General features: G+C 47.8%; 22 protein-coding genes and 1 pseudogene. 13 read left to right on the forward strand and 10 right to left on the reverse strand.

What is annotated here, in order from left to right:
• Window positions 1-47 precede the first annotated feature (47 nt).
• Window positions 48-764: a pyruvate formate-lyase-activating protein gene (gene pflA, locus KNO75_RS12725; RefSeq protein ID WP_214761178.1), complete on the forward strand. Its 717-nt coding sequence runs from the start codon at window positions 48-50 to the stop codon at window positions 762-764.
• 67 nt (window positions 765-831) lie between these two features.
• On the opposite strand, the pseudogene KNO75_RS12730 reads toward pflA, so the two are convergent.
• Window positions 832-2,064, reverse strand: a pseudogene (locus KNO75_RS12730) (Nramp family divalent metal transporter); the annotation flags it as partial.
• A gap of 144 nt (window positions 2,065-2,208) precedes the next feature.
• Entirely contained in the window at window positions 2,209-3,174 is a 966-nt protein-coding gene (gene rsgA, locus KNO75_RS12735; RefSeq protein ID WP_214822172.1) for a ribosome small subunit-dependent GTPase A, read from the reverse strand.
• Window positions 3,175-3,418: 244 nt separating this feature from the next.
• On the opposite strand from rsgA, the gene KNO75_RS12740 reads away from it, so the two are divergent.
• The 7 genes from KNO75_RS12740 (at window position 3,419) to KNO75_RS12770 (ending at window position 8,459) form a co-directional block, all read left to right on the forward strand.
• Window positions 3,419-3,808 carry a lmo0954 family membrane protein gene (locus tag KNO75_RS12740; protein WP_214747230.1) on the forward strand — a complete coding sequence of 130 codons (390 nt, stop codon included), beginning with the start codon at window positions 3,419-3,421 and terminating at the stop codon, window positions 3,806-3,808.
• Between the two features lie 22 nt (window positions 3,809-3,830).
• Complete coding sequence (locus KNO75_RS12745) at window positions 3,831-4,475, forward strand: PspA/IM30 family protein (RefSeq protein WP_214747228.1); 645 nt, start codon at window positions 3,831-3,833, stop codon at window positions 4,473-4,475.
• Window positions 4,476-4,553: 78 nt separating this feature from the next.
• Window positions 4,554-5,243: a cell wall-active antibiotics response protein LiaF gene (gene liaF, locus KNO75_RS12750; RefSeq protein WP_015880836.1), complete on the forward strand. Its 690-nt coding sequence runs from the start codon at window positions 4,554-4,556 to the stop codon at window positions 5,241-5,243.
• On the forward strand, window positions 5,240-6,262 hold the full coding sequence (locus KNO75_RS12755) for a sensor histidine kinase (RefSeq protein ID WP_214822173.1): 1,023 nt from the start codon (window positions 5,240-5,242) through the stop codon (window positions 6,260-6,262). The genes liaF and KNO75_RS12755 overlap by 4 nt, the downstream gene beginning before the upstream one ends.
• A 2-nt stretch (window positions 6,263-6,264) precedes the next feature.
• Complete coding sequence (locus KNO75_RS12760; RefSeq protein ID WP_015880838.1) at window positions 6,265-6,900, forward strand: response regulator; 636 nt, start codon at window positions 6,265-6,267, stop codon at window positions 6,898-6,900.
• Window positions 6,897-7,436 carry a GNAT family N-acetyltransferase gene (locus KNO75_RS12765; RefSeq protein WP_214822174.1) on the forward strand — a complete coding sequence of 180 codons (540 nt, stop codon included), beginning with the start codon at window positions 6,897-6,899 and terminating at the stop codon, window positions 7,434-7,436. The genes KNO75_RS12760 and KNO75_RS12765 overlap by 4 nt, the downstream gene beginning before the upstream one ends.
• A 93-nt stretch (window positions 7,437-7,529) precedes the next feature.
• Window positions 7,530-8,459, forward strand: a complete 930-nt coding sequence (locus KNO75_RS12770) for an NADP-dependent oxidoreductase (protein ID WP_214822175.1) — start codon at window positions 7,530-7,532, stop codon at window positions 8,457-8,459.
• 82 nt (window positions 8,460-8,541) lie between these two features.
• Here KNO75_RS12770 and KNO75_RS12775 read toward each other — a convergent pair whose 3' ends face one another.
• The 5 genes from KNO75_RS12775 to KNO75_RS12795 all read right to left on the reverse strand — a co-directional run bounded on the left by KNO75_RS12775 (window position 8,542) and on the right by KNO75_RS12795 (window position 12,089).
• Complete coding sequence (locus tag KNO75_RS12775) at window positions 8,542-10,440, reverse strand: ABC-F family ATP-binding cassette domain-containing protein (protein ID WP_214822177.1); 1,899 nt, start codon at window positions 10,438-10,440, stop codon at window positions 8,542-8,544.
• The gene (locus KNO75_RS12780) at window positions 10,437-11,138 is read right to left on the reverse strand and encodes a lysophospholipid acyltransferase family protein (RefSeq protein ID WP_214747215.1); all 702 of its coding nucleotides are present in this window, start codon (window positions 11,136-11,138) and stop codon (window positions 10,437-10,439) included. Before KNO75_RS12780 ends, KNO75_RS12775 begins: the two co-directional genes overlap by 4 nt.
• 78 nt (window positions 11,139-11,216) lie before the next feature.
• Window positions 11,217-11,477 (reverse strand): hypothetical protein, encoded by a 261-nt coding sequence (locus tag KNO75_RS12785; protein ID WP_026826759.1) that lies wholly within the window; start codon window positions 11,475-11,477, stop codon window positions 11,217-11,219.
• Between the two features lie 87 nt (window positions 11,478-11,564).
• Window positions 11,565-11,807 carry a hypothetical protein gene (locus tag KNO75_RS12790; RefSeq protein ID WP_074033069.1) on the reverse strand — a complete coding sequence of 81 codons (243 nt, stop codon included), beginning with the start codon at window positions 11,805-11,807 and terminating at the stop codon, window positions 11,565-11,567.
• A gap of 129 nt (window positions 11,808-11,936) precedes the next feature.
• On the reverse strand, window positions 11,937-12,089 hold the full coding sequence (locus tag KNO75_RS12795; RefSeq protein WP_015880844.1) for a hypothetical protein: 153 nt from the start codon (window positions 12,087-12,089) through the stop codon (window positions 11,937-11,939).
• A gap of 288 nt (window positions 12,090-12,377) precedes the next feature.
• Here KNO75_RS12795 and KNO75_RS12800 point away from each other — a divergent pair, with 288 nt between their 5' ends.
• The 5 genes from KNO75_RS12800 (at window position 12,378) to map (ending at window position 17,264) form a co-directional block, all read left to right on the forward strand.
• Window positions 12,378-13,229, forward strand: coding sequence for a CvfB family protein (locus KNO75_RS12800; RefSeq protein WP_214822179.1), 852 nt, complete (start codon window positions 12,378-12,380; stop codon window positions 13,227-13,229).
• Between the two features lie 170 nt (window positions 13,230-13,399).
• Window positions 13,400-14,923, forward strand: coding sequence for a degradosome RNA helicase CshA (gene cshA / locus KNO75_RS12805; RefSeq protein ID WP_214696383.1), 1,524 nt, complete (start codon window positions 13,400-13,402; stop codon window positions 14,921-14,923).
• Between the two features lie 100 nt (window positions 14,924-15,023).
• Window positions 15,024-15,275 carry a hypothetical protein gene (locus KNO75_RS12810; protein ID WP_214696381.1) on the forward strand — a complete coding sequence of 84 codons (252 nt, stop codon included), beginning with the start codon at window positions 15,024-15,026 and terminating at the stop codon, window positions 15,273-15,275.
• A gap of 40 nt (window positions 15,276-15,315) precedes the next feature.
• Window positions 15,316-16,500 (forward strand): EAL-associated domain-containing protein, encoded by a 1,185-nt coding sequence (locus tag KNO75_RS12815; protein WP_214747210.1) that lies wholly within the window; start codon window positions 15,316-15,318, stop codon window positions 16,498-16,500.
• A gap of 14 nt (window positions 16,501-16,514) precedes the next feature.
• Window positions 16,515-17,264, forward strand: a complete 750-nt coding sequence (gene map, locus KNO75_RS12820) for a type I methionyl aminopeptidase (protein WP_214747207.1) — start codon at window positions 16,515-16,517, stop codon at window positions 17,262-17,264.
• A gap of 33 nt (window positions 17,265-17,297) precedes the next feature.
• Here map and menC read toward each other — a convergent pair whose 3' ends face one another.
• From menC to menB, 3 genes are read right to left on the reverse strand one after another with little or no spacing between them, the layout of a single operon-like run.
• Window positions 17,298-18,368 carry an o-succinylbenzoate synthase gene (gene menC, locus KNO75_RS12825; protein ID WP_214822181.1) on the reverse strand — a complete coding sequence of 357 codons (1,071 nt, stop codon included), beginning with the start codon at window positions 18,366-18,368 and terminating at the stop codon, window positions 17,298-17,300.
• Window positions 18,365-19,723, reverse strand: a complete 1,359-nt coding sequence (gene menE, locus KNO75_RS12830; protein WP_214822183.1) for an o-succinylbenzoate--CoA ligase — start codon at window positions 19,721-19,723, stop codon at window positions 18,365-18,367. The genes menC and menE overlap by 4 nt, the downstream gene beginning before the upstream one ends.
• 51 nt (window positions 19,724-19,774) lie before the next feature.
• Window positions 19,775-20,599 (reverse strand): 1,4-dihydroxy-2-naphthoyl-CoA synthase, encoded by an 825-nt coding sequence (gene menB / locus KNO75_RS12835; RefSeq protein WP_214696369.1) that lies wholly within the window; start codon window positions 20,597-20,599, stop codon window positions 19,775-19,777.
• Between the last annotated feature and the right edge of the window lies 1 nt (window position 20,600).

Genomic DNA, 20,600 nt, shown 5'->3' on the forward strand with positions numbered 1-20,600 from the left:
AAGCGGCCTTCCACGGAGGGCCGCTCATTCGTTAGGAGGTCATTTCGATGACAATGGGATATGTACATTCGGTCGAATCATTCGGAACAGTTGACGGCCCTGGTATTCGCTTCATCGTCTTTTTACAAGGTTGTGCGTTACGTTGCCTCTATTGCCATAACGCGGACACGTGGGATTTCAAAAAGAATAATCACCGCTCGGCTGAAGACGTCATTCAAGAGGCGCTCAGTTACAGACCGTTCATGGAGGCATCGAACGGCGGCATCACCATCTCAGGTGGTGACCCACTCGCGCAACCTGAATTTTTAGAGGCATTACTGCGTGAAGCGAAAAAGTATGGGCTCCATACGACACTCGATACGTCCGGTGCTCTCCGTCCTCCTAACTTGGATGCGATTTTAGATCATACCGACCTTGTCTTGCTCGATATCAAGCATATCGACGACGACATGTGTAAAAAATTGACGGGACGTAGCAATGCCAACACGCTCGCGCTTGCCGAACACCTTTCCGAGCGCGGAACGAAAATGTGGATTCGCCACGTCCTCGTCCCTGGATGGACGCTTGAAGAAGGGGCGCTTCGTCGCACCGCCGCGTTCATTCAAAAATTAGACCATGTCGAGAAAGTCGAGATCCTGCCTTATCATGAGATGGGCGTCTACAAATGGGAGGCGCTCGGACTCGATTATCCACTCAAAGGTACGAAACCCCCGACGTCTGATGAAGTCGAATGGGCGGAAGGAATCTTGCAGGGAACTGTATAAAAGATAAGCGCAGGCCGCTCGGCCTGCGCTTGTTTTTTATATTTAGAGATTAGATAAAGGTTTGGACAATCAAAAATAAATTTAATGAGATGACAATCGCTGTGATGCCCCATCCAATCCATGTCGTAAAGCGATGATTCACAAGCCCGCCCATTAACTCTTTATTACTCGTAAAGAGAAGCAGAGGGATGAGGGCGAATGATATACCGAAAGAGAGAACGACTTGACTCCAAACGAGAGCGTTTGACAAGTTGACACCGGAAAGAATGAGTAAGAGTGGAGGGGCCATCGTAATCACACGACGTATATAAATCGGAATATGCTTTTGAATGTACCCTTGCATGACGACATCCCCGGCCAATGTTCCGACAGATGCACTTGATAATCCGGCAACCATTAAGCCGATGCCAAATAACATGGCAATTGGTGATCCTAAAAAAGAGTCAAACTGCTGGTGAGCGATTTCTAAATCGTTTACGAACATCCCATTCTTATAAAAGACGGCAGCTGCGATAATCAACATACTGGCATTGATTGCGCCAGCGAGGACCATTGCGATTGTCACATCAATTCGTTCAAATTTCATGATGCGTTTTCGTGCTACCGCATCTTTTCCCTTGATTCGCCGTTGTGTCAAAGCAGAGTGCAAATAAATAGCGTGCGGCATGACAGTTGCACCTAATATTCCGGCAGCTAATAAAATACTCTCTGTCCCGTCAAAACGAGGTATGAGGAGACCTGACAAAAGGGGTTTCACTTCGGGCTGAGAGCTAAACGTTTGAATGGCAAACGCAAGAGCAACGACGAGTAGCATCCCAGTCACAAGCGTTTCAAGTGGTCGATAGCCACGTCTTTGTACTTCTAAGATGGCAAAAGAACCGGCCGCGGCAAGTAGTGCTGCTTGAATGAGCGTTATATCAAACACGAGGTAGATCCCGAGTGCGGCACCAACAAATTCTGCCAAATCAGTGGCCATAATCATTAATTCGGCTTGAATCCATAAAAAGACTGCGGTCTTCTTAGAGAAGCGGTCACGACAAATTTCAGGTAAGTTTTTCCCAGTCGCGATTCCGATTTTAGCAGACAGCGTTTGGATTAATCCGGCCATCAAGTTTGCGATTAAAATGACCCATAAGAGTAAATAACCAAATTGAGAGCCTGCTGCAATATTAGTTGCATAGTTTCCAGGGTCGATGTATGCGACCGAAGCGACAAAAGCTGGACCTAAAAAAGGGAGAAGTGTTTTTAGTTTTTGAGTCATCGAGCGATGTATTCGAATTAATTCGACTTCATTCAACATGACAGATCCTTCTTTCTTGCCTAATGGTTAATTTGTTTACTTAGGTAAACTTTTTAAGTATATGGCAAGTTTACGCCTGCCTAGAGAACCTGTCAAATTACAATAAAAAGGACTGCGAGCAGCTTCGCTCACAGTCCAAAGAACTTATATCCGCCGTTTTTTCTTTTCTAATACCCGTGCTTGCTCTGCCTGTTTCTTCTCCATGTAGAGAAGCTCACGCCCAAGTTTGACGTAACTCGCATAGCGTTTTGCATCTAACGTACCGTTCGTTAGCGCCTCTTGGACGGCGCAGCCCGGTTCTTTCTGATGTGAGCAGTCGCGGAAGCGGCATGTCTCAGCAAGCGCTTCGATATCACGGAACGTCTCATCGAGATGCTCGCTTCCTTCCCATAGTCCGAACTCGCGCATCCCTGGTGTGTCGATGACGTATAAGTCATCGATTCGGAACAGTTCGCGGTGTGTCGTCGTATGTTTCCCGCGCTCGTCCTGCGCCCGGACGGCTTGCGTGACGGCAAGTGTCTCGTGGGCTAAGGCGTTCGTCAGTGTAGATTTTCCGACTCCGGACGAACCGACGAAGGCAATCGTACTTTCACTCGGTAACGCCTGACGAAGTTCAGTAACCCCTTCTCCCGTCACTGCACTGACAGGAAATACTTGAATTCCAGGTGCGTTTAGCTCAATGTCTTCGAGCAGTGTGTCGACCGATTCGACTTGGTCCGTTTTCGTCAAGACGATGATGGGGATGGCCCCGGTGTCCCACGCAGCTAGCGTATAGCGCTCAAGGCGGCGGATGTTGAAGTCGTGTCCGCATGCCATCGTGATCAAGACGTAGTCGACGTTCGCGCAGATCAGTTGTTCACGCGTCTCGTTGCCGGCGGCCGCTCGTGAGAGAACGGTCCGACGCTCAAGGAGATGGTGAATCGTACCTTGACCATGCTCGCGAACTTGAATCGTGACATAATCGCCGATGACCGGGTATTCCCGTTCGCTCGTCGCCTCATGTCGGAACTTACCGGAAACCCCGCACATATATGCGTTCTCTCCGACGGATACCGTATAAAGATGTTGGAACTGTGCCGTGACACGTCCCGTTTCAGTTTGTTGATTCAAAAAGAATCCTCCTTTTAATGATGGAGGACGACAGCCCTCCGATTCGCTGACATTTGGTGACGTGCATGCATCATGTTGCTCATAAAACATCATCCTTTCATTGTTCGATAGCATCAGTGTACCACAGTTTTTGGAAACGGTAACATCTCAGTCTAAAGACCGAGGCGAAACAAGCCTTCCGCTCGTCGACCTATACAAAATAACGTATTATGATAAGAGTGTACTTAACAAGGAGGGATAACAGATGAATCACCAAGTGAAGAAGGTGCTGTTCATCGTAGCCGCGATCGCTCTAGTGCTCGTGTTGATCGGTGCTTTACCGAATATGATTTTATTCGGATTAGGAGCGCTCTTGACGCTTTGGGCTGGAGTCCGTTTTCAGGCTGTGACACACATCGGTGCTAAAGTTGGTTTCGGGATCCTTGCCGTCATCGGGATTGGGACGATGCTCTCAAACATATGGGCACTCGTCGGAATCATTGTCGCGTGGTTGTTGTTTAAAGGGTATATGATGTATAAAGGTGAGAAACGTGACCCGGAAGTCGAGATTTTAAATGCCGACGGAACGCGTGCTAGCCGTAGCAGCTTCCAACAGTTCGATCAAGTGTGGCAAAAATTTGTTAATCGTCGTTAAGATTCCATAAGGAGGATTCACCATGAAGACACCGTTTGATCAGTTTCGTGAACTAGCGAATGAATTGACGAAAGAGATTTCGAAAGAAGTGAAGAAGTATCAAGATAAAGAGATGCCACGTTCGAGTGGAGAAGCGGAATTGAACCGTCATATCCGTGGAGCGGAGAAGGAAGCGTTATCGGTTGAGCGTCTCGTCGAACGTCAACGGACACTGCTTGCAGAGCTTGCTGAAAAACGTGATGATGCCAAAAAGATGGCAGATAAACGATATGAACAGACAGAACTGGCGAAACAGGCTGGTGAAGAGAAGTTGGCAGAACGTGCAGCTCTTGAGTCAAAACACTACGGAGAACAGTATCGTTACTTCGAAGGGTTGATCGATGAAGGAGAGCGTGAATTGGATGCGCTAGAGCGTCGTGCACTCGAGATGAAACTCAAGCTCGATGAGATGCAAAACAAACGATATGAGTTTGCGATGCGTGAAAACTTAGATCTTCTAAAAGGGGCACTCGACCAAATCTTCGGTCAAAACACGTCGCAGTCTCATCCGTTTACTGAGGAAGAGAAGAAAGAACAACCTGCTGAAGAGAAGAAAGATACGCAAGAAGATGAAGACGATTTTGAAGCAAAACTAAAAGAACTGGAACGTCGCTTTAAACAAGAGTGAGGTGACGGTTCGGCGGTGACCTGAACAAGGTCATCGCTTTCTTTGCTTCATACATATGAACAGAAAGGGGGAATGGACATGGAACGTTGGAACACACGTCAAATCATTGGATTCATGATTATTTTATTTTCAGTTGGACTCTTTATCGACATCGTGACGGGTGGGAATAGCGTCTTATTCAGCATGATCCTCCCATTGCTTCTTCTTTATATTGGAAGACGCTTCAGTCGTCGGGGCAAACAGTCGGCCAGCTATATCTTTTACGCCATCGGAGGCATTCTCTTGATTGGCTTGATCTTCTCGTCAGCCGCGTTTGGGTTTGTGCTCTCGGGTCTGTTATTGCTTTTTGGGTACCGACTCTATAAGAATCGACCGGTCGAATCAAAAATTCGGACGCCGCTTCGTCAGGAACAAGCCTTCTCGTTCGGTATGAAAGAATCGGGACACTATGTGTTACGCGATACGAATGAGTTCTTTTTGCTACGTGATGTTGAGATGGATCTATCACAAGCCATCATTCCTGAAGGGGAGACGTTTTTACTCCTAAATGGACTTGCGGGAGACATCCGTATCCTCATTCCAGCGGGTTATGATTATTCGATTGATGCGTCGATTGGATTTGGGAAAGTCCAAGTTGATGATTCGAACTATTCACCGGTTTTTAACCGTCGCTTCTATACGGCGTCTGATGATTATGTCCAGGCTACGCGGAAAGTTCGGATTCATATCGTGCTCATGAGCGGAAGTGTTGAGGTGATGACGGTATGAAAAAGGATTCTTATCCACGAACGGTCGTCTGGCATCAATTGTTCAGTAGCCTCTTGACGGCTTTCTTGATTACACTAGCGTTTCTCATAGGTGACTCGACTTCACTTAGCGACTTATTTTCGCGTGAAGAAGGGTTGCCTTTCGGTGTGTCCATTTTGGTGATTGCCGTTTTGATTGGCAGTATCTTTGGAGTCGCATCATACTTTTACTTACGTCGAGACTTTCGAGAGGTCGCGAACGCCCTTTGGAAACTAGAGAACCAAAAAGAGATCACGTTCCGACCGTTGTCGCCTTACCGAGACACGCTCGAACGAATCGTTCGCGTCTCAAAACAACGTCAAGAGATGATTGAAATGGCGAAACGAGTTGGCGAACGACCGGTCAGTGTCGAAGAGGCGCGTAGTGAAGCGGTCGTCGAAGAAAGACGTCGCGTCGCTCGCGAACTGCACGACTCCGTGAGTCAACAGCTTTACGCCATTTCGATGATGACGACTGCGGTCAAACAGACGATGCAAACGAAACCGGAATTAGCGAGTAAACAAATGGAGCAAGTGGAGCTCATGGCCCAAACGGCACAGGCAGAGATGCGCTCGTTACTACTACAACTGCGACCGGTGGAATTAGAGGGCATGACGTTAAAAACCGGGATCGAACGCCTATTAGAAGAACTGTCGCGTAAACAGTCGACTGAACTCGTATGGCGTCTAGAAGAAGTGAAGCTATCACGGCACACCGAAAACGAACTGTTCCGCATCGTCCAAGAGGCGATCAGTAACACGTTGCGGCATGCGAAGGCGACTCGCCTAGAAATTGAGATGCGAACCGTGCAACAGACGGTTATTTTAAAGATCAACGATGACGGAATCGGATTTAACGTGGACGATACACAAGTCGCCTCATATGGATTACAATCGATAAGAGAGCGCACGGCGGAAGTCGGTGGAACGTTGCGATTGGTCAGTGTGCCGAATGTCGGAACACAAATCGAAGTACGTGTGAAACAACAAGTGGAGGGGTAATGATGATTCGAGTTGTATTAATTGATGATCATGAAATGGTCCGAGCGGGCGTGTCTGCCTTTTTATCGACACAACCGGACATTGAAGTCGTCGGTGAGGCATCGGACGGTGCGACGGGAGCGGAGCTTGCGATTGCGGAAAAACCGGACGTCGTCCTCATGGACTTAGTCATGGAACCTGTGGATGGGGTTGAATCGACGAAACGAATCAAAGCAAGCTGGAAAGAGGCTAAGATTCTAGTCGTGACGAGTTTCTTGGATGACGAGAAAGTATACCCGGTCATTGAAGCCGGCGCGATGAGCTATGTGCTCAAGACGGCAAACGCCAATGAAATTGCGGACGCGATTCGTCAGACGGCTGCCGGCAACCCCGTCATGGCTGCCCAAGTGACAGGAAAGATGCTCGAACGTCTACGCCACCCGGAGATGACCCTCCATGAGAGCTTGACTGCACGGGAACGAGAAATTTTGCAACTCATGGCAGAAGGGAAGTCGAATCAAGTCATTGCGGACGAATTGTTTATTTCACTGAAGACGGTAAAGACGCACGTCTCGAACATCTTGACGAAACTTGACGTCTATGACCGAACACAAGCGGTCGTGTATGCGTTTCAACATAATCTGGTGAGTAAAGGATGAATCGGCTCCCGGTGATTGATACGGAACGTCTTCGACTGCGCCCCCTTCAAATGGAGGATATTCCACACGTATTCGCCATTTTTTCAAATGAACGCGTGCTCCAGCATTATGGGATGGAGCCGCATCAAACGCTTGAAGAGACGGAGCAGATGCTTACCCATATGCTCACCCAAATTGAGACGGGGGCAATCATCCGTTTTGCGATTGAACATCTAGAATCAAAAGCGTTAATTGGAACAATCGGTTTTCACAATCGGGCGCCGTCACACCGTCGCGCCGAAATCGGTTATGAACTCAGACCAGAATATTGGCGTTCGGGTTATGCGACCGAAGCCCTCCATGCGGCCCTACAGTTTGCCGAGACATGTGAGATTGAACGTGTCGGTGCCATTGTCTATATCGACAATCTCGCGTCGCAACGCATGCTTGAGAAGAATGGGTTCGTTCAAGAAGGTCGACTACATAATTACATGCGTCAGCGGGGACAAGCCCATGACGTCTATGTCTATAGCTATATGACACATCAGTCAATCTAAGCACATCGCCTAACGGGCGGTGTGCTTTTTCGTTTGTGATGCGACTAAAATGGGAACCGAATAAAGGTGAATCATTCAAAGGAGGACGATAGGATGAAAGCAGCATATATCGAACAGTATGGTGGGTCAGACGAATTCAAAGTAGGGGAGCTTGACCAACCGACAATCGGTGCAGATGACGTATTGATTGAGGTTCATGCCGCAAGTGTCAACCCGGTGGATTGGAAGTTGCGTGAAGGATACTTAAAAGAAATGCTTCATTTCGAAATGCCGCTCGTCATCGGGTGGGATGTAGCGGGCATCATCAAAGAAGTCGGGGCGAATGTGAACGAGCTTGAGGTCGGCGATGAAGTATTCAGCCGTCCGGATATTGCGCGGCAAGGCACATATGCCGAGTACGTGGCGGTCGATGCTCATCTTGTCGTCAAGAAACCAGCATCATTGAGCTTCGAAGAGGCCGCATCACTTCCGCTCGTCGCCCATACGGCATGGCAAGTCATGTTCGAAGTGATGGATGCGAAACCGGGTGACCGAATCTTCATCGGTGCTGGTTCAGGTGGTGTCGGGACGGTTGCCATCCAGCTTGCGAAAGCACACGGATTGTATGTCGTCACGTCAACCAGTACGCCGAATGTGGACTGGGTCAGCGAACTCGGGGCCGACGAAGTCATCGACTATAAACAACAAGATCCATCAGAAACCGTCCGCGATCTTGACTTCGTATTCGATACGATGGGAGGAGACGGACAGAGCAAACTGTATCAAATGCTTAAAGAAAATGGGATGCTCGTCTCAATCTCAACACCACCGAATGAAGAGGAAGCCAAACAAGCGAATGTCCGTGCCGAATACGTCTTCATGCAACCGACGGGGGAGCGCTTGAAAAAAATTGCGGAAGCTGTTGAAAAAGGCGAACTGAAACCTGTGATTGACCGGGTCTTTGATTTAGAAGACACGAAACTCGCTCATGACTATGGAGAAGAAGGGCATGCTAAAGGGAAAATCGTCATTAAAGTGAAATGATAAAAAAGAGGTGGATTTCCGAAACGCGAACCGGAAATCTACCTCTTTTTCATTAGATTTGAAAAGCTACCTCATGTGGAAATCAGCCTTTTTTCTGCGCTTGTATTTGTTCATCGATTTCAGACAAGTACGTCCACCGTTCCATCTTCGCATCGAGTGTTTCTTTCAGTTCTGCGATTGTTGCGTACAATTCATTTACTTTTCCGAGGTCGCTGCCCGCTGTCGCAAGTGTCGCTTCTTGTGCTTCAATCTGTTCTTCGATCGCGGCGATGTCTTCTTCGATCGTGTCCCATTCCTTCTGTTCTTTGAAGGTGAATTTCACGACTTCCGACTTCACCCGTTCCTTTTTCTCTTTTGGTTCTTTCTCTTTCTTCACTTGACGAACCTCTTCTTGGCGCATCGTCAAGTAATCGCTATATTCTGCGTGATACACCTGGATGGTCCCGTCTTCAAATGCGATCAACTGTCCGGCGACACGGTCTAAGAAATAACGATCGTGGCTGACGGCGATGACCGTGCCAGGGAACGATTCTAAATAGTCTTCTAAAACAGATAACGTTTCCGTATCCAAATCGTTCGTCGGTTCATCAAGGAACAAGACGTTCGGTTCGTCCATGAGAATCCGCAGGAGGACGAGGCGCCGTTTTTCTCCGCCGGATAGCTTCTCAATCGGTTTGTACTGCGCGTCCGGTGAGAAGAGGAAACGTTCGAGCATTTGACTAGCCGTGATTGTCTCGCCGTCCGGCGTATAAATCACTTTCGCAATCCGCTCGATTTCGTCGATCACGCGTCGTGACTCGTCTTCAAACTCGACTTGTTGACCGTAATAGCCGAGGTGGACCGTTTCCCCATGCACGATGGTACCGCTGGTCGGTTCCAAACGCTTGGCGAGTAAGTTCATAAGCGTTGATTTTCCGCTCCCGTTCGGTCCAACAATGCCGTAGCGTTCACGGCGTCCGAATATCCAATTGAACTGCTGAATGAGAAGAGAATTGTCGTACCCAAAAGACAAGTCCTCGACTTCAATGACCTTTTTACCGAGTCGGCGAGATCCGACGGAGACGTCGAGCGACTCTTCTTCGGCCAAGCTTTCTTGGTGTTTCAAGTCTTCGACACGTTGAATGCGTGCCTTTTGTTTCGTTGTTCGTGCTTTTGCACCTCGACGTAACCAAGCGAGTTCACGACGTAAAATATTTTGCCGTTTCTGTTCCATCGACTGTGCCCGTGCTTTTCGTTCGGCCCGCTTTTCAAGGAACAGCTCATAGTTCCCGTTATAGAAGTAACTCGTCCCGTCCGCAATCTCTAAGATATGGTTTGTGACACGATTTAAGAAATAACGATCGTGGGTGATGAGAAGGATGGCTCCCCGATAATCGGCAAGCATCGTCTCGAGCCATGCGATCGTATCTGCATCAAGTTCGTTCGTCGGCTCATCTAGGAGCAATAAGTCCGCTTCGTCGAGTAACGCTGCGGCGAGAGCGACACGCTTTTGTTGTCCTCCTGATAAGGCGTTCACATCGACGGACACGTCAGGAAGACCGAGACGGTTCAAAATCGACTTCAGTTTTGCTTCCGTTTCCCAAGCGTCTGCGGCATCGACAGCCTGCTGCGCTTTCATGAAACGTTCGAGTAACTGCTCACTCGTCGGATCCGCTTCGAGCGCTTGGCGGGCACGTTCGAATTGCTTCAGTGCTTGAACGGACGGTGTATCGCTTGTGAACAAGGCGTCAAGAATCGTTTGACCTTCATCGAATTGGACCGTCTGAGTCAGATAGCGGATGCGGTAATCGTTCGGATGTTGCATCGTTCCCTTGTCCGCCGTCTCGGCACCAGCGATGATTTTCATGAATGTCGACTTTCCAGAACCGTTCACCCCGATGATTCCGATGCGGTCTCCTGGATGAATCGTCATCGTCACATCATCAAATAGGACTTTGTCGGCAAACTCTTTATGAATGCCCTCAATCATTAATAAACTCATGCGTTCTCTCCTTCAATCTGTTGACGAATGGCTGCTTCGATTGTTGCAGCGATTTCCTTATTCGGTAAGTCAGCCGGATCGATCGCGGGTAAGAAGGTGACGTCGACCGTTGCCGGAGTGATTCGATTTTTGGCTTCTAACAATTTGTAGCTCCCTTGAATGGCAACTGGAACAATCTTCGCACCGCTTGACGTCGCGAGTGTCAAACTCCCGGCTTTAAATTCTTTCATAGGACCGCCTTTTGAGCGTGTTCCTTCTGGGAAGACGATCATTGACTGACCGGATTGGATTGTCTCGACACCCGAGCGAATCGCTTTGATTGATTGACGACGATCGCTTCGATCGATAAAGATGCAGCCCATCAATTCCATCCAACGCGGGATGATTGGGAATTTCTGTACCTCAATTTTCGAAATGAATGCTTTTGGTCGTTTCGTGGCCGTCAACATGATGGGAACGTCAAAGTTTCCTTGGTGGTTCGATACGTAGACGACCGGTTCATCCGGAATGTGATCCTGTCCATGAACCCGAATGTCGGCACCGGCAATTTTCAACAAGAATTGTGCCCATTTATAAGCGATGTCTTGTACGTAGCGATAACGCTTTGGTGGATCAATTTTTTTCGCCTTTTGTAAAAATGGGACGGTGATCGGTAACACCGCAAAAAATGAGAAAAACCATACAGCTGTTCGAATCATTTTATTTTCTCCTCTCATAATGACAACAAGAAAGAGTCTTCTTCTCTTGACGAGAATCCGACCCTTCGGCATGAATCCTTATTCCCAAAAGCGAGAATCGCTCTCTTCTTCCTCTTCCTCAAGCTCGAATGTAATGCGTTTATTCACAGGATCGACGACGAAATAAGCGCCGTCTTGTTCAATACTTTTAATTTGCATGGCTTGGTCGTTCCCGATCTCAAGGGTAAGGCGGATGCGATTGTCGTCATCGACAAGTAAGATTCCATCTTCCTTTAACCAAAGCTCCATGACGGGTGAATAACGAAGTAGCCATTCATTCGATAACGGAATTTCATTCATACGATTGTGTGCCTCCTGCGATTATAAATCCAATGTACGTTGTCTGTTCCTTCATAGAATACCAAATGTGGAGAGGGAAGACGAGCGTTATGTAGAGCGTTTCCGTGTCGTCGAATGCATTCTGGCCACGACGCGTTTGATTCGTTTCTGGTTCCGTCTTTCCACAAAGAACTCGCTCGCTTGCATAAAGAGTTGTTTGAAAGAAGACAATCCCATCGCAATCAAGACAGCAAATAGAAAAGTCCCAATCGGATCTTTATATAGTTCGGACTGGAACAAAAAAGCGAGGCCTGCAGTCGATAAGATAGTCGTAAGAAAATAGAAAATCATAGCGGAGTCTCCTTTTCTTATGTGGTAGTAAAGAAAAAGGCAAGGTCTTTTAATCGTATTCGACCTTTTGTAGGAAATTCCTGTTTGCGTTTGGCAAAGAAAAAACGCCTCCAGTAGCACGGAAGACGTTTACTCTTGAGTCATATAAGTCGATGATGACGATACGTTTGTATCCACACCGTTTGAAAAAATGAAGCTGAGTGATGCGAGTAATGCGAAAAAGGCGACGAGTAGCCCTTTTGTAAAACGTTTTGCAAACGAACGAGACTGTATATCAAACATTTATTATCCCCCGATCAATCCTAAATGAAACCTTATCTATACCGGACACTTCCTATATAATAACGTTTTCAAAAATAGGATACTAGAAGAAAAAAAGACGTTCACAAAATTGTCACAAAATTTTAATAAATCATCTTCCTTCCATTTCTTGTGACGGGTTTCCCTTTTCACTTCCCGTTCACAAATTCGTCACATTTATTCAAAATGTTGAAAGTGAACATGATATGATTAGGAACGTGTGTAGATAGGTATACTGACAGTAATAGATTAGAAAAGGATGTGGGTGTAATGGCATTGCGCGCAGGAGAAGTAGTAGACTTGGTCGCGGAACGTTCTGCTGATTTTGGAGTATTCATTAGTAACGGTCGCGAAGAGGTGCTCCTTCATCGAAAAGAACAGACTGAAGAAGTGACAGTCGGTCAAACGGTTCGTGTCTTTTTATATCATGACTCAGAAGGACGTCTCGCATCAACGATGACGATTCCGACGGTCTCTTTCGATGAGTATGAATGGTGTGAAGTGACTGGCGTTCGATATAACACAGGTGTCTTCGTCAATATCGGGATTCAAAAGGATGTTCTCGTCTCGATGGACGACTTACCAGAGAACCGGTCGTATTGGCCACAAACGGGAGATCAATTGTGTATTCGTTTGAAGTATGACCAAAAAGGACGTTTACTCGGGGACACGGCCCCTTACGCGTACTTGAACTTGTTGGCACGTCCATCGAAACAAGAATGGAACAACCAAGATGTTCAAGCGACCGTCGTCAATAAACGCGAAGTTGGCGTCAACGTATGGGTCGAAGGGGAATCACTTGGTTTCTTACATGAAGCAGAAATGACACGTTGGCCACGACTCGGGGAACAATTGACAGTTCGGGTGACACAAGTAAAACAAGACGGAACCGTTCTCGTTTCAATGAAACCACGTGCCTATGAGGCGATTGACGGCGATGCGGCGAGCGTCCTCTCTTATATCGAGGAACGTGGTGGTCAAATGCCTTACGGCGACAAGACAGCCCCTGACGTCATTGACCGTGAGTTCGGGATGAGCAAAGCCGCGTTTAAACGGGCGCTCGGAAAACTACTAAAAGAAAAGCAAGTTGAAAAGCTCGACAACGGCTACAAATTGAAATAAGATAACTCATGTTCGGATGACATGAAAAAGTTTGAAAATGTATTTCTTTCATTTTAGGAATAAATACGTTATAGTTAATAAAGTTGACTATGAGGAAACATTGAGAAAACGTCTGTAGATCTGTCAAACTGAACTCAGACGTTTTTTGTATGAACAAAGGAGAATATAATTTGACAAAATTCCAAGATTTACAATTAAGTGAAGCGTTAGTAAAAGGTGTACACAAAATGGGCTTCGAGGAAGCTACACCGATCCAAGCTGAGACAATTCCTGTCGCACTCACAGGAGTGGACGTATTAGGACAAGCACAAACAGGTACAGGGAAAACAGCAGCTTTCGGTATTCCGACAATTGAGCGAATCGATTCAAAGGCACGTCAAGTCCAAGCACTCGTTCTTGCACCGACACGTGAACTTGCGATTCAAGTTGCAGAAGAATTAAACAAAATCGGAGAAACAAAGCGCGTATACGCACTTCCTGTTTACGGTGGTCAGCAAATCGACCGTCAAATCCGTGGTTTGAAAAAGAACCCACAAATCGTCGTTGCAACACCAGGACGTCTCATGGACCACATGAAACGTAAAACAATCAAACTTGATGACATTCAAACGGTCATCTTGGATGAAGCAGACGAAATGCTCAACATGGGCTTCGTTGAAGATATCGAAACGATTTTGGCAGGTCTTCCTGAAGAGCGCCAAACGCTTCTTTTCTCAGCGACGATGCCACCACAAATCAAAAAGATTGCAGAGCGTTTCATGAAGTCGCCGACAATCATCAAAGTCAAAGCGAAAGAAATGACAGTTGAGAACATCAACCAACAGTTCATCGAATTGCGCGAAGGTCAAAAATTCGATACGCTTTGCCGTTTGATCGACATCGACTCACCAGAACTCAGCATCATCTTCGCTCGTACGAAGAAACGTGTTGATGAAGTGACAGAAGCACTTATCAAGCGCGGATATACAGCAGATGGTCTTCACGGAGACTTGACGCAATCAAAACGTGACCAAGTGATTCGTCGTTTCAAAAACGGAACGATTGATATCTTAGTAGCGACTGACGTTGCTGCACGTGGACTTGATATTTCAGGTGTCACGCACGTTTACAACTTCGATGTACCACAAGACCCAGAGAGCTACGTACACCGTATCGGTCGTACAGGTCGCGCTGGTAAAACAGGTACTGCCCTCACATTCATCACACCACGTGAGTTTGGACAAGTAAAAGCAATCGAACGTGTAACGAACAAACGCATGAACCGTCGTCACGTACCGACAATCGCGGAAGTACTTGAAGGAAACCAAAAGCAAGCAGCTGAAGAGTTGATCGAACGCGTTCAAGCGGGCGACTTCAAAGCGTACACGCAACTTGCGACTGAACTTCTTGAGGAGTATGAAGCAGTTGAAATTCTCGCTGCAGCCCTTCGTGGATTGACGAAAGAGCCAGATTCAACACCTGTTGAAATCTCGTACGCTGAACCAGTTCGTGTCAAACGTCAAGGTGGCCGTGGTGGCGATCGCGGTGGATACCGTGGTCGTAACGACCGTCGTGGCGGTGGCCGTGGTGGCGATCGTCGTGGTGGACGCGGTGGCGAACGTCGTGATGGACGCAGTGGAGACCGTAAAGGATCATACCGTGGTGACGATCGTCGTCGCTCGGATGACCGTGGCCCACGCCGTCCGCGTGACTAATCATCGTGAAATGCCGCATTTCCTTAAGTGGATTTGCGGCTTTTTTTATTGTGTCGTGCTACACTAGTTGAGTAGAGATAGAAGGATGAGGTGTCAACGGATGGTGGAATTAAGTTTCGGTCTCCTTGTGCTATTTGGTTGTGTGCTCGCACTCAAACCAATCGTGTCAAAGACAGACCGTCCTAACTTTCGTTATATCCCCGTGGCGACATTGTTGTTTGGAGCGATGATTTTTTTAGTGTTAGCCATTGGAGTAGGCGGAAAGATGGGCATTGCATATGGCGTAATGAGTATCGCCTATTTTATTGCTTGTTTCGGTGCCTATATGTATGTACACACGCGAACGAGCTGATTGTAGCTCGTTTTCGCATTTAACGAAGAGGTGATGAGTTATGGATGCTGTAGAAGTGATGGTCCATCCTGAAGAAGTGATGGTGACGTATGAACCAATCCTTGGAGCGGCGACGTTTCAAGTGGAAGGCTATATGGTACATGGGCGATTCCGAGGCGAATCGTTGACACCATTTTTTTATGATGATGACGTTCCGCTCGAGTATCAGTTAGACATCGCCCAACGGATGGAGCAATTGGCAGCAGCACAACTTCGAGACGCCAAGCCATTCGTCACGTTCAGATGTCGGTCGGAATGGATTCTTGAAGAAGGAGGAGAAGCTTTTTTAGCTCCGCTTCGCGAATTGAATTTCCCGTTACATCGTATTTATGTGACGCTTCAGGGGACGGATTTGGTTGATGTTCCTCGCCTATCGCGTGTCATTCAATACTACCGTTCATATGGACTAAAAATTGCCCTAGACTTCGCAGAGTCGACGAGTATCGAGGACATTATGACACTCGCGCCAGAATTGTTGCTTGTCGATCTCGGTACGATGGTAGAGAAAAAGACGTTGTCTGTCACCTATCCGAATATGCTTCAAACGATGGAATATATCGCTTCGAAGCTCGGTGCACCGCTACTGTACAAATCCATCAACCATATCGGACAGCTTCGTTATGCTTGGCAACACGGCGGTCGCTATTATATGGGTGGTTTGCTTGGTCTAGAAGACGAGCTTCCACAACGAGAAATCAAAGGAATGGGTGTCTTGGCGCAAGAAGTGCCTTCTTTCTTTTTACATGACCAGAAGCGATTGAATCGTTTATACGAACTTGAGTTTGAGTTACATCGTCGAATCGGAGAACTCGTTCAATCCGGGAAATGGTCGAGAGATAAGAAAGACGAGTGGATTCAATACATTGCACCGAAGCTCGAGGAAGTGTTTGTCCGTTACTATTTGACGGATAAGACAGGTTTTCAGACGAGTGCAAACGTCTACTGTGTGAACGGAGAATGGCGTGTCGATAATACGTATCGGGGTTACAACTGGAGTTTCCGTCCATATTTCATTCAAACGATGGCGGCCATGGACGTTCGAGGACGTGGTTATTTATCAGGAGACTATCGTGATTTTAGTTCAAACGAAGTGACGCGTACGTTCAGTTATCCGTTACCCGACGGCATGTTCTTATTCGCCGACATATCCGAAGAATATTTGTACCAGAATCGATTATTAGACTGAAAGGAAGAGTTATGATGTTAGATTATGATTACGATGCGTTACGCGAGATCGGTCGAATCGTCGCACTTGCACGAGATGAGATGGCGAAAGCCGTCAAACCGGGCATGACGACAAAAGAATTGGATGCGATTGGGCAACGTATTTTAGAAGAAGAGGGTGCGGCTTCTGCACCGATTACGATGTATGAGTTCCCAGGGTACACGTGTATCTCACTCAATGACGTCGCCGCCCACGGGATTCCTGGAGAGGAAGTCATTCAAGAAGGCGATATCGTCAACGTTGACGTCTCGGCTGTAAAGGATGGCTATTATGCGGATACAGGTCGTACGGTCATTGCGGGCGCAGCAAAATCACCTCAACATGAACGATTGGTCGAAGTGTCGTTGACGTCGCTCGAAGCGGGTCTTAGCAAAGTCAAAGCGGGCGTGAAAGTCAATCAGATCGGGAAAGCGATTTATGCCGACGCGAGAAAGAATGGATTCACGGTCATCCGTAACTTGGCCGGACACGGACTCGGTCGGACGTTACACGGAGAGCCGGAGACGATTTCGAACTACTACAGCCGCGAAGAGAATCAGCTCTTAAAAGCTGGGCAAGTGATTGCGGTCGAAACATTCATCTCGACGAAAGACGAAATCGTCTATCAGTCGGAAGAAGACGGATGGACACTCTTCACACCGAACAAGAGCCTCGTCTCACAGTTCGAGCATACGGTCATCGTCACCGAAGATGGATATGAAGTGTTAACGGGGTCATTCCGTTAAAAAAAGGTGTGGTTCTCGTGAACCGCACCTTCTTTATGTTTGCAAGAAAATCACTTCTTCGCGTAGCTGTTCAATCACATCCCAGTCGGGTTGTACCGAATCCGGAAGCGTCAACTTCCCATTCTCGACCTCGAGCGGTGTATCGAGCAAATCTTGTTCGAAGTAAGCGCTCGTCCCCGACATATCCGCCGGAAAGCTCGCGCCGCTGAGCGAAGCGAATAAAAGCGTGTGATACCTTCCAATTCCGGATTCATACATCCCACCGACCCAGTACGGTGTTCCGTGTTTCCGAATGTGCAACGCCTCACTGAAACCACCGACACGTGCAGGCTTAATATTGACGATTTTACCCGCGCCGAGTTTCGTCATCGTCTCCACATCGTCGTAAGACGTAATCGACTCATCGAGGCAGATTGGTGTCTTGAGTTTTTGTTGAAGAGTCGCCGATTTAACGAACTGTCGACTCGGATACGGTTGTTCAATCATCAATAACCGATGGGCGTCGATTTGTTCGAACCATTCGAGTGATTGATCGGAAGCACTTCCGTTTAAGTCAATCATGAGTGGGGCATCTGGGAAGACGGTTCGGATTTCGCGTAGTGCCGGGAGTAATTCATTAGGGGAGGCTTTTAATTTGATTCGCTCGAAACCATCAGCTAGCGCTGCTTCAATCGAGTTCATCGTCTGATGGAGTAGCCCAATCCCAATCGTTCTACCGCAGGAGACGGTATCTCCGGCCTTCATATACGACTTAAGTGACATGTTCGCGCGTGCTGCTTCAATCTCCCATAATGCACTTTCCCACATCGCTTTCGCCATTCGTTGACCGATAACCGATGAGACGAGGGTCGGAAACACGTCCGTCGTGACTGTCATGCCCTTTAATAGATGAAGAATCAATTTTGATGTATCAATCATGGACTGGGTCGTTTCTTCCGTGTACCAAGGTGTCTCAAAGGCGACACCTTCGCCATATCCGACGACACCATCTACGGTTTCAAGTCGAAGGATGAGTGTTCGTCTCACCGACAAAACGGCGTGCGCCGTTACGATGGGGTGTTTAAATGTCAAAGGGACGATTGAAAGGTCAGCACGTTTGATCATGGCAATAGCTCCTTTAAGCGATGACGCATTAATTTTCCGTTCGAGTTTCGGGGTAGGTCCTCTACGTAATGAATCGCAAGCGGATGTTTATACTTGGCTAACTGGGAATCGAGGATTTCCTGCATCTCCGTCGGGTCATATGATCCGACGACGAAGGCGAGCGGGACTTCTCCCCAGGTCGGGTGTGCTTGTTTCGTAACCCCAACGTCTCGGACACCGGCACATCGTAACATCGCAGCCTCGATTTCAGCAGGATACACGTTTTCGCCACCAGAAATAATGAGGTCGCTTCGGCGATCGTGTACATATAAGTACCCGTCTTTCATCGTTCCGAGATCACCTGTTTTCCAGTAACCGTCTTGTGTCCAAGCATCTGATTCAGGTTGCTCGAAGTACCCACTTGTCACGGTCGGTCCTTTTACCTCAATCTCCCCGTCCTGACTGATCCGGATCACGGTCGGTGCGATGGCTCGACCACTCGAACCGATATGTGAGAGCGCTTCGCTTGGAAGTAGCGTGGCGACTTGAGAACACGTTTCGGTCATACCGTATGTTTGAGCGACCGGTAACTGTCGTCGCTCTGCTTCTTCTAGTAACGGGCGAGGCACCGGTCCACCTCCGACGAGCAACGTGCGAAGACAGTGTTTTTCTAGCCCGGCATCAAGCAGTCGCTGTAGCATGATGGAGACGAGTGACAACTGGGTAATACCTTCAGTTTCAATTAAATGAAGAGTTCGGTCGACATCAAAGCGTGGCTCGACATAAAGTGTCGAACCGATGATTGCACTCCGATACACTTGAGAAAGTCCGCTCATGTGAAAGAGTGGCGTCACCGTAAGCATGCGGTCGGATGGGTGATAGTCTAGATGCGCTTCGGCAGCACGTGCGCTTGCGAGATGATTCCCATACGTCTGTTGTACAGCCTTGGCCCGCCCCGTCGTACCGGACGTAAACATGAGAGACATGGTGTCATTTTCTTTCCACTCATGTGTCGCAGTGAAACATGAAAGCGCCCGATGTGTCACTAAAAGTTGTGTGACCGGCAAATCGCCCTCGTCATCGACGAGAAGCAAATCGACTCTTGCTGTGTTTAACTGAGTGCGCACTTCCTCTTCGGTCAATCGTGTGTTGATTGGAACGAGTACTTTGCCGAGCAGGTGCACCGCATGGATGGCGATGATATAGTCTTTGCTGTTTTTAGCGAATATGCCAATCTTTTCGGCAGTTGCTGCCTGTTCATGGATGTATTGGGCAAGTTGCAGGCTCTCGGTACGTAACGCTTCCCACGTCAGTCTTTCGTCACGTGTCACGAGTGCAATCTGTGATGCCGGATGTTGATCAATCCATTCATACATGTCTGTAACCTCCAAAAAAAGAGTAGCGGAATCGCTACTCTCTCAACAAAATTAAGGGAAACGTGGGAATTGACCGAAGTCAGGGTCACGTTTTTCTTTGAACGCATCTCGTCCTTCTTTCGCTTCATCAGTTGTGTAGTAGAGAAGCGTTGCATCTCCAGCGAGTTGCTGAAGTCCAGCAAGACCGTCTGTGTCCGCGTTCATTGCTGCTTTCAAGAAGCGAAGTGCAGTTGGTGAGTGTTGTAAGATTTCTTGGCACCACTTGACTGTTTCTGCTTCGAGTTGATCGAGAGGGACGACTGTGTTGACGAGTCCCATTTCGAGTGCTTCTTGTGCATCGTACTGGCGGCAAAGGTACCAGATTTCACGAGCTTTCTTATGACCGATGATGCGTGCTAAGTAACCAGAACCATATCCTGCATCGAACGAACCAACTTTAGGACCTGTTTGTCCGAAGCGAGCGTTGTCCGCTGCAATCGTTAAGTCACATACCACGTGAAGGACATGTCCTCCACCGATTGCGAAACCTGCGACCATGGCAATGACTGGTTTTGGAATGACGCGAATGAGGCGTTGAAGGTCGAGGACGTTCAAGCGCGGGATTTCATCTTCCCCGACGTATCCGCCATGCCCACGAACTTTTTGGTCTCCACCTGAACAGAATGCCTTTTCGCCTTCACCCGTCAAGATGATGACGCCGACTTCTTTATCGTCGCGTGCGCGTGCGAATGCATCAATCAATTCATTGACCGTCAATGGACGGAACGCGTTGCGTACCTCTGGACGGTTGATGGTGATTTTAGCAATCCCATTCCATGTTTCATATTTAATGTCTTCATACGTACGGACCGATGTCCAGTTCGCTACTGATTCCATA

The organism is Exiguobacterium sp. s35, assembly GCF_018617535.1.
Taxonomy (GTDB): Bacteria; Bacillota; Bacilli; order Exiguobacteriales; family Exiguobacteriaceae; genus Exiguobacterium; species Exiguobacterium aestuarii.

Bases quoted from the DNA above. Each gene is read 5' to 3' on its own strand.
- pflA (WP_214761178.1), top strand. From the start codon at position 48: ATGACAATGGGATATGTACATTCGGTCGAATCATTCGGAACAGTTGAC.
- KNO75_RS12740 (WP_214747230.1), top strand. From the start codon at position 3,419: ATGAATCACCAAGTGAAGAAGGTGCTGTTCATCGTAGCCGCGATCGCT.
- KNO75_RS12745 (WP_214747228.1), top strand. From the start codon at position 3,831: ATGAAGACACCGTTTGATCAGTTTCGTGAACTAGCGAATGAATTGACG.
- liaF (WP_015880836.1), top strand. From the start codon at position 4,554: ATGGAACGTTGGAACACACGTCAAATCATTGGATTCATGATTATTTTA.
- KNO75_RS12755 (WP_214822173.1), top strand. From the start codon at position 5,240: ATGAAAAAGGATTCTTATCCACGAACGGTCGTCTGGCATCAATTGTTC.
- KNO75_RS12760 (WP_015880838.1), top strand. From the start codon at position 6,265: ATGATTCGAGTTGTATTAATTGATGATCATGAAATGGTCCGAGCGGGC.
- KNO75_RS12765 (WP_214822174.1), top strand. From the start codon at position 6,897: ATGAATCGGCTCCCGGTGATTGATACGGAACGTCTTCGACTGCGCCCC.
- KNO75_RS12770 (WP_214822175.1), top strand. From the start codon at position 7,530: ATGAAAGCAGCATATATCGAACAGTATGGTGGGTCAGACGAATTCAAA.
- KNO75_RS12775 (WP_214822177.1), bottom strand. From the start codon at position 10,440: ATGAGTTTATTAATGATTGAGGGCATTCATAAAGAGTTTGCCGACAAA.
- KNO75_RS12780 (WP_214747215.1), bottom strand. From the start codon at position 11,138: ATGATTCGAACAGCTGTATGGTTTTTCTCATTTTTTGCGGTGTTACCG.
- KNO75_RS12785 (WP_026826759.1), bottom strand. From the start codon at position 11,477: ATGAATGAAATTCCGTTATCGAATGAATGGCTACTTCGTTATTCACCC.
- KNO75_RS12790 (WP_074033069.1), bottom strand. From the start codon at position 11,807: ATGATTTTCTATTTTCTTACGACTATCTTATCGACTGCAGGCCTCGCT.
- KNO75_RS12795 (WP_015880844.1), bottom strand. From the start codon at position 12,089: ATGTTTGATATACAGTCTCGTTCGTTTGCAAAACGTTTTACAAAAGGG.
- KNO75_RS12800 (WP_214822179.1), top strand. From the start codon at position 12,378: ATGGCATTGCGCGCAGGAGAAGTAGTAGACTTGGTCGCGGAACGTTCT.
- KNO75_RS12810 (WP_214696381.1), top strand. From the start codon at position 15,024: ATGGTGGAATTAAGTTTCGGTCTCCTTGTGCTATTTGGTTGTGTGCTC.
- KNO75_RS12815 (WP_214747210.1), top strand. From the start codon at position 15,316: ATGGATGCTGTAGAAGTGATGGTCCATCCTGAAGAAGTGATGGTGACG.
- map (WP_214747207.1), top strand. From the start codon at position 16,515: ATGTTAGATTATGATTACGATGCGTTACGCGAGATCGGTCGAATCGTC.
- menC (WP_214822181.1), bottom strand. From the start codon at position 18,368: ATGATCAAACGTGCTGACCTTTCAATCGTCCCTTTGACATTTAAACAC.
- menE (WP_214822183.1), bottom strand. From the start codon at position 19,723: ATGTATGAATGGATTGATCAACATCCGGCATCACAGATTGCACTCGTG.
- menB (WP_214696369.1), bottom strand. From the start codon at position 20,599: ATGGAATCAGTAGCGAACTGGACATCGGTCCGTACGTATGAAGACATT.